At 76.9% G+C, this 5,979-nt stretch carries 6 protein-coding genes; 1 reads left to right on the forward strand and 5 read right to left on the reverse strand.

All coding sequences use genetic code 11. From position 1 onward, the window contains the following. Nucleotides 1–56: 56 nt before the first annotated feature. Genes GTR02_RS18940 through GTR02_RS18950 form a run of 3 tightly spaced genes read right to left on the reverse strand, consistent with a single transcriptional unit; the run spans nt 57 to nt 2,493 of the window. Nucleotides 57–851, reverse strand: a complete 795-nt coding sequence (locus tag GTR02_RS18940; RefSeq protein ID WP_205709613.1) for an ABC transporter permease subunit — start codon at nt 849–851, stop codon at nt 57–59. Beyond that, on the reverse strand, nt 848–1,678 hold the full coding sequence (locus GTR02_RS23430) for an ABC transporter permease subunit (protein ID WP_205709614.1): 831 nt from the start codon (nt 1,676–1,678) through the stop codon (nt 848–850). The genes GTR02_RS18940 and GTR02_RS23430 overlap by 4 nt, the downstream gene beginning before the upstream one ends. Continuing rightward, entirely contained in the window at nt 1,675–2,493 is an 819-nt protein-coding gene (locus tag GTR02_RS18950; RefSeq protein WP_338073925.1) for an ABC transporter ATP-binding protein, read from the reverse strand. The genes GTR02_RS23430 and GTR02_RS18950 overlap by 4 nt, the downstream gene beginning before the upstream one ends. A 113-nt stretch (nt 2,494–2,606) precedes the next feature. Between GTR02_RS18950 and GTR02_RS24005 the strand changes: the two genes are divergently transcribed. Beyond that, nucleotides 2,607–4,274 (forward strand): helix-turn-helix domain-containing protein, encoded by a 1,668-nt coding sequence (locus GTR02_RS24005; protein WP_166609041.1) that lies wholly within the window; start codon nt 2,607–2,609, stop codon nt 4,272–4,274. Nucleotides 4,275–4,281: 7 nt separating this feature from the next. Here the strand turns inward: GTR02_RS24005 and GTR02_RS18960 are convergent, their stop codons facing one another. Both GTR02_RS18960 and GTR02_RS18965 read right to left on the reverse strand, forming a co-directional pair. Next, complete coding sequence (locus GTR02_RS18960; RefSeq protein ID WP_166609042.1) at nt 4,282–4,761, reverse strand: PCC domain-containing protein; 480 nt, start codon at nt 4,759–4,761, stop codon at nt 4,282–4,284. Between the two features lies 1 nt (nt 4,762). Then, the coding region (locus GTR02_RS18965; RefSeq protein WP_166609043.1) for an amidohydrolase family protein at nt 4,763–5,979 on the reverse strand (1,217 nt) is incomplete at its 5' end.

Below are 5,979 nucleotides of genomic sequence, written 5' to 3' on the forward strand. Positions count from 1 at the left end.
GCCCCAGGCGCCCCGCCCCACCTGCTCCGCTCATGCGGCCTCACCCTAGGGCGCCGTCAGCGGCGGCCCGTCCACACCGTCAGCACGAGCGACTCGACGACCCCGACGAGGGTGTAGACGAGCACGGACACGGCCGTCAGCACGGCGACGCTGGCCCACAGCTCGTCGTAGCGGAACCCGCCGGCCGCCCGCAGGATGCTGCCGCCGAGTCCCGCGCCCGTGGCCAGCCACTCGGCGATGAGCGCACCGATGAGCGCACCGGGCACCGCGATGCGGGCCGAGGCGAACACCGCCGGCAGCGAGGTGGGCAGCGCGACGCGCAGCAGGACGTCGGCCCGGGACCCGCCGAAGGCGAGGACGGCGTCGGTCGTCTGCGCCGACGCCGAGCGCAACCCGGCCACGACGTTGACGAGGGCGGGGAAGAAGACGATGACGGCACCGATGACGGCGGTCGCGAGGACCCCGCGTCCGAAGGCCAGGATGAGCAGGGGCGTCGTCGCCACCAGGGGCACCGACCGCAGCAGTGTCGCCATGGGCATGAACGCCCGCTCGACCGAGCGCCGAAGGCTGAACGCGAGGGCCACGGCGATCGCGGCCACGAGCCCCGTCGCGTACCCGTACGCGGCGTCGACGAGCGTCCGCCGCAGGTTCCCGCCGACGACGGCGCGGTGGGCGGCGGCCTCCGGTCCCGCCGTGAGGTAGGCCCAGACCTGCTGCGGCGGCTTGCCGACGAGGGGGCTGACGTCGTAGACGCGCAGGAAGCCCCACCAGAGCGCGACGACCACGACGGCCGAGAGGACCAGCGGGGCCACGAGCCGCAACACGGCGGAGCCCGGCGACCGGGCGTTCACGGACGTTCCTCCGCCGTGCGCGCCCACGGCGTCACGAGCCGGCCCAGCACCCCGAGGAGGAGGTAGGCGAGCGCGGCCACGAGCCCGCACACCACCGCCAGCGCCCAGGTGCGCGGCACGTCGTTCTGCTGCTGCGCCACCGTGAGGACCACGCCGAGACCCGAGTCGACGCCACCGAGGTACTCCCCCACCACCGCGCCGAGCATCGCGGCGGGTGCCGCGATCCGGAGCGCGGCCACGAGGCTCGGCAGCGCCGCCACCAGCTGGACCCGCACCACCTGCTGGACGCGGCCGCCGCCGAAGCCCCGGACGAGGTCCAGGGCGACGGGGTCGGCCGCGCGCAGCCCCAGCAGGGCCCCGATGAGCGTGGTGAAGATGCAAGAGATCGCCGCCAGGAACACCGTCGGCGTCCGGCCGCCGAACACCACCAGGACGATCGGCCCGATCGCCGTGAGCGGCATGCAGTAGCTGATGACGGCGAGCTGGCTGGCCAGCCCGTCGAAGGCCGGCACGAGCAGCACGAGCACCGCCACCGCCAGCGCGACGACGTTGCCGTAGAGGTAGCCGAGCGCGGCCCCGCGCACGGTGACGCCGACGTTCTGCGCGTAGAACGACCAGCCGGAGCGGCCCAGCTCCGCGACGACCGACCACGGTGTCGGCACGGCTCCGCTGGTGCGGAACACCGTGACCGACACGAGCGCCCACGCCAGGAGGACCGCGAGGCAGCCGGCGGCGCCGGGAGCCCAGTCGGGCGCGCGGCGCCGCCCCCTCGTCCGCACGGGGGCGGGTGCCGCGCCGGGGGCGCGGACGCCGGTTCCGGCGCTCACCGCGAGCCCCCGGCCGCGACGCCGCCGAACAGCAGTTCCGAGAGGTGGTCGGCGATCGCGTGGAACTCGGGGCTGCGCAGCAGGTCGGCCGTGCGCGGGCGGGGCAGGTCGACGGGGACGACCTCGAGGATCCGGCCGGGGCGCGGCGACATCACGGCGACCGCGTCGGACAGCAGCACCGCCTCGGTGACGCCGTGCGTCACCATCAGCGTCGTCGCGGGCTTCTCCGTCCAGATGCGCTGCAGCTCGAGGTTCAGCCGCTGCCGCGTCATGTCGTCCAGCGCCCCGAACGGTTCGTCGAGCAGCAGGACCTCGGGGGACGCGGCGAGCGCCCGGGCGATGGAGACCCGCTGGCGCATCCCCCCGGACAGCTGTGCCGGCCGGGCCTTCTCGAACCCCGTGAGACCCACGAGGTCGATGAGCGCGGCGAGTTCCGCCCGGTCCGGCCGGCGCCCCGACACCTGGGCGGGCAGCCGGAGGTTCGACTCCACGCTGCGCCAGGGCAGCAGGGCCGCGTCCTGGAAGGCGATGCCCAGCCTCCCGCTGCGCCGCAGCGCCTCCGGGTCCTCGCCGTCGATCGTCGCCGTGCCGGAGGTGGGCGCGTCGAGACCCGCGAGGATCCGCAGGACGGTCGACTTGCCGCAGCCGGAGGGTCCGAGCAGGGACAGGAACGACCCGCGGGGGGTGCTCAGGTGCACGTCGTCCAGGGCGGTCACGACCCGCCGGGAGGAGACGAACTCCTTCGTCAGCCCCGTGAGGCGGAGGCCTTCCGCGGCCTGGCGGGAGTTCGTCGGGGGCGTCAGGTCGTCCGGCACGGGGCGGTCCTCCAGCGGTCGGGTTCCCGCGAGGGTAGGGAACGGGCGGTTACGGGCGTGTTTCCTCGCCGGGCGGTTCCGGACGGCCGGGAGCGGACGCGCATGATGACCCCGTGCAGCTGCGGGACCTCGTGCGCCGGGAGGACCTCGGCCTGCGCCCGCTGACCGGCGCCGCGCAGGGGTCGACCGCCACCGTGCGGCGCGGCTACGTCACCGACCTGCCCGACCCGGGGCGCTACCTGCGCGCGGGCGACCTGGTGCTCACCAGCGGACAGTGGTTCCGCGACGAGGACGCGGCCGCCTGCTGCGAGCGGTTCGTCGCCGGCGTCGCGGGCGCCGGCGGTGTGGGGGTCGTCGTGGGCGTCCTCACGCTCGGGCGGGTCCCGCCGGAACTCCTCGCCGCCTGCGACCGCCAGGGGCTGCCGCTGCTGCTGATCGCCCAGGACCGCTCGTTCGTGGCCGTCTGCGAGGTCGTCATGCACCGCGCCCTGGCGGAGCGCGGCCTGGCGGTCGCGCGCACCCTGGGGCTGCACCGCGACCTCGTGGAGGCGGTCAGCCGGGGCCGCGGGGTCGTGGGCGTCCTGGAGCTCCTGCACGCCGAGACGGCCGCGGAGGGTCTCGTGCTGCTGCCCACGGGGGAGGTCGCGGGAGGCGTCGGCCGGGCGGCGGACCTCCCCGGGACGGTGCGGCAGAACCTGTGGCGGGCGGCGCTGCGCGCGAGCGGGCCGCTCCTGGTCCAGCGGGTCGACGTCGGCGAGGCCGGCTGGGCGCCGACCTGGACGATGTGGCGGCTGCGCGGCGCCGGCGACCGCACGCCGGGGCACCTGTTCCTCGCGGGCGACCACCGCGAGGACAGCCATCGCGAGGACGGCCATCGCGAGGACGGCCGGGGACCGGAGCCCCGCCCCGCGGGGCCGGGGCTCGCCGTCCTGGACGCGGTCGAGGCCGCCCTCGGCGTCCTGGGCCTGGAGCTGGAGCTGGCCGACGCCCAGCGCGACGCCGAGCAGCGCCGGGTCGCGGAGCTCGTCGCCCTGCTCACCGCCGACTCCGCCGGGGCCGGGGAGCTCGCGGCCCACCAGCGCCTGCTCGGCGCCGACCCCCGCCAGCCGACCGCGGTCGTCGTCGGGACCCTCAGCGGGTCGGGTGTCCCGGACCAGGTCGCGCTGCGCGTGCTCAGCGAGGCGCTGACGGGCGAGGGCCGCTCGGTCGCCGGGTGCGTCCGCGCGGGCGCCGCGGTGCTGCTGGTGAACGGGCCGGGCGCCGCGGACGACGCCGTCGTCGCGGCGGTGCGCGGGGTGGCCGACCGCAGCGCCCCGCTGCTCCGCGAGCACCGGCTGCTCGTCGGCGTCGGCGGGCCGGCCCGGGCCCCCGGTGAGCTGACCGTGGCGCTGGACACCGCCCGGCAGCGGCACCGGGCCGCCGGGGCCGGCGCCGGGCCGGTCGTCGTCGTCTCCGGGCAGGACGTCCAGACGCACGAGCTCCTGATGGCTGCGCTGCCCGCGGCCCTGCGCGACTCCTACGCCGACCGGGTCCTCGGCCCCCTGGAGGCCTACGACGCCGCGCACTCCTCGCGGCTCGTGCAGACGGTGGAGGTGTTCCTCGACGCGGCGGGGTCCTGGCAGCGCGCAGCCGAGGTGCTGCACGTGCACGTGAACACGCTGCGCTACCGCGTGCAGCGGGTCGAGGAGCTCACGGGCCGCGACCTGACGACGGTCGCCGACCGCACCGACCTCTTCCTCGCGCTGGTGCTGCGCCGGCGCTGGGACGCGGGCGGCGGGTGAGCGCACCTCAGGCCGTCCCCGGGGGCGGCGAGGCGAAGGCGAGCGCGGGGATGCCGCGGGCGCCCGGGTGCGGCACGCGCAGCAGGCCGGGGGCCACGACCTCCTCGAGGACGAGCTCGACGACGTACTGGACGCGCGCCGCGAGCAGGTGCCCCGCGTGCGCCGTCGCCGACCGGCTCTTCAACCCGAGCGAGGCGTGCAGGTGCACCGAGACGCGACCGGTCGCCTCCTCCCAGGCGATCGACCCGGACCCGGACCCCTCGGTGTTGTCCAGGTGCACGACGTCGGTCATCGGCAGGTCCGGATCCGGCACCGGCCCGCACGTCCCGATCAGCTCGGCCGTGGAGAAGGCCCCGAGGAAGACCGGCACGTAGGCCTGCCGCACGTCGAGGTCGCGGCAGACCTGAGCGATCCCGCCGAACAGGTCCTCACCGGGTTCCAGCACCACGGCGACCCGCCGCCCGCCGCGCAGCTCGGCCACGCGCACGTCAGGAACCCCCGCCCGGGAGGGCGCCCGCGACCACGCGACCGCGGGAGACCACCGCGACGATCCGGGACACGTCGAGCTGCGCCAGGTCCTCGGCAGGCCGCCCGCGCAGCACGACGAGGTCGGCGGCGGCGCCGGGGACGAGGCGGCCGAGGGCGCCCGGGCCCGCCCCGCGGCCGATCGCGTCCGCCGCCCGGGACGTCGCGGCCCGCAGGGCCTCCGGCGGCGACCACCCGAAGACGGCGGCCATCCGCCGCACCTCGGCCATCTGGTCGCCGAAGTCGACGTGGAACCCGTTGGCGTCGGTCCCCAGGACGAACCGGACCCCGCGGTCGGCCGCGTCGCGCAGCAGCGCGTCCCGTCGCTCGACGAGCGCGGCGGCCTTCTCGCGGGCCTCGGCGGAGACCGGTACGCGCCCGGTGGCGATGGCCTCGTTGATGAGCAGGGTCGGCGCGACGGGGGTCCCGGCGGCCGCGAGGAGGTCCGCCTGCGCGGCGGTCATCCCGGTGGCGTGCTCGATCGAGTCCGCCCCCTCCTCGAGGGCGACCGCGATGCCCGCCTCGGTGTGGGCGTGGGCCGCGACCAGCAGCCCCAGGGCGTGGGCCTCGTCGATCGTGGCGGCCACCTCGGCCCGGGTGTGGTTGCGCCAGCCGGCCCGGTCGCCGCTGGAGAGCACCCCGCCGCTCGTCATGATCTTGATGCCGTCCAGCCCCGCCCGGGCCCAGGTCCTCACCAGGCGGCGGCACTCGTCCGGGCTGTCGGCGACCGGTCCGCGCAGCGGGTGCGCGGGCGGGACGAACAGGTCCGCGTGACCGGCGGTCATCCCGACCACCCCCGAGGCGAGGATCCGGGGGGCGACGACGAGCCCGGCGTCCCCCGCGCGCCGCAGCGCCACCTGGCGCTCGTCGGCGGACAGGTCGCGCAGCGTGGTCACCCCGCCGGCCAGCGCCCGCTGGGCGTGCGCGAGCCCGTGCAGCACCTGCTCCTCGCGCGTCGTGACCAGCGGCCAGCTGAGGAAGTCGGTGCCCGAGCCCGCCGCGTCGCCGACGAGGTGCACGTGGGTGTCGACCAGGCCGGGCAGGACGGTGAACTCCGACGACCCCGCCTCGGCGGCGCCCGGCTCGACCACCACCAGGACCCCGTCGGACCAGCGCAGCGCCACCGGCCCGCGCGACACGTCGCCGTCGAAGCAGGCGGCGGCGGAGAACTCCCCGGCGG

Origin of the sequence: Kineococcus siccus, from assembly GCF_009906795.1 — a bacterium.
GTDB lineage: Bacteria > Actinomycetota > Actinomycetes > Actinomycetales > Kineococcaceae > Kineococcus > Kineococcus siccus.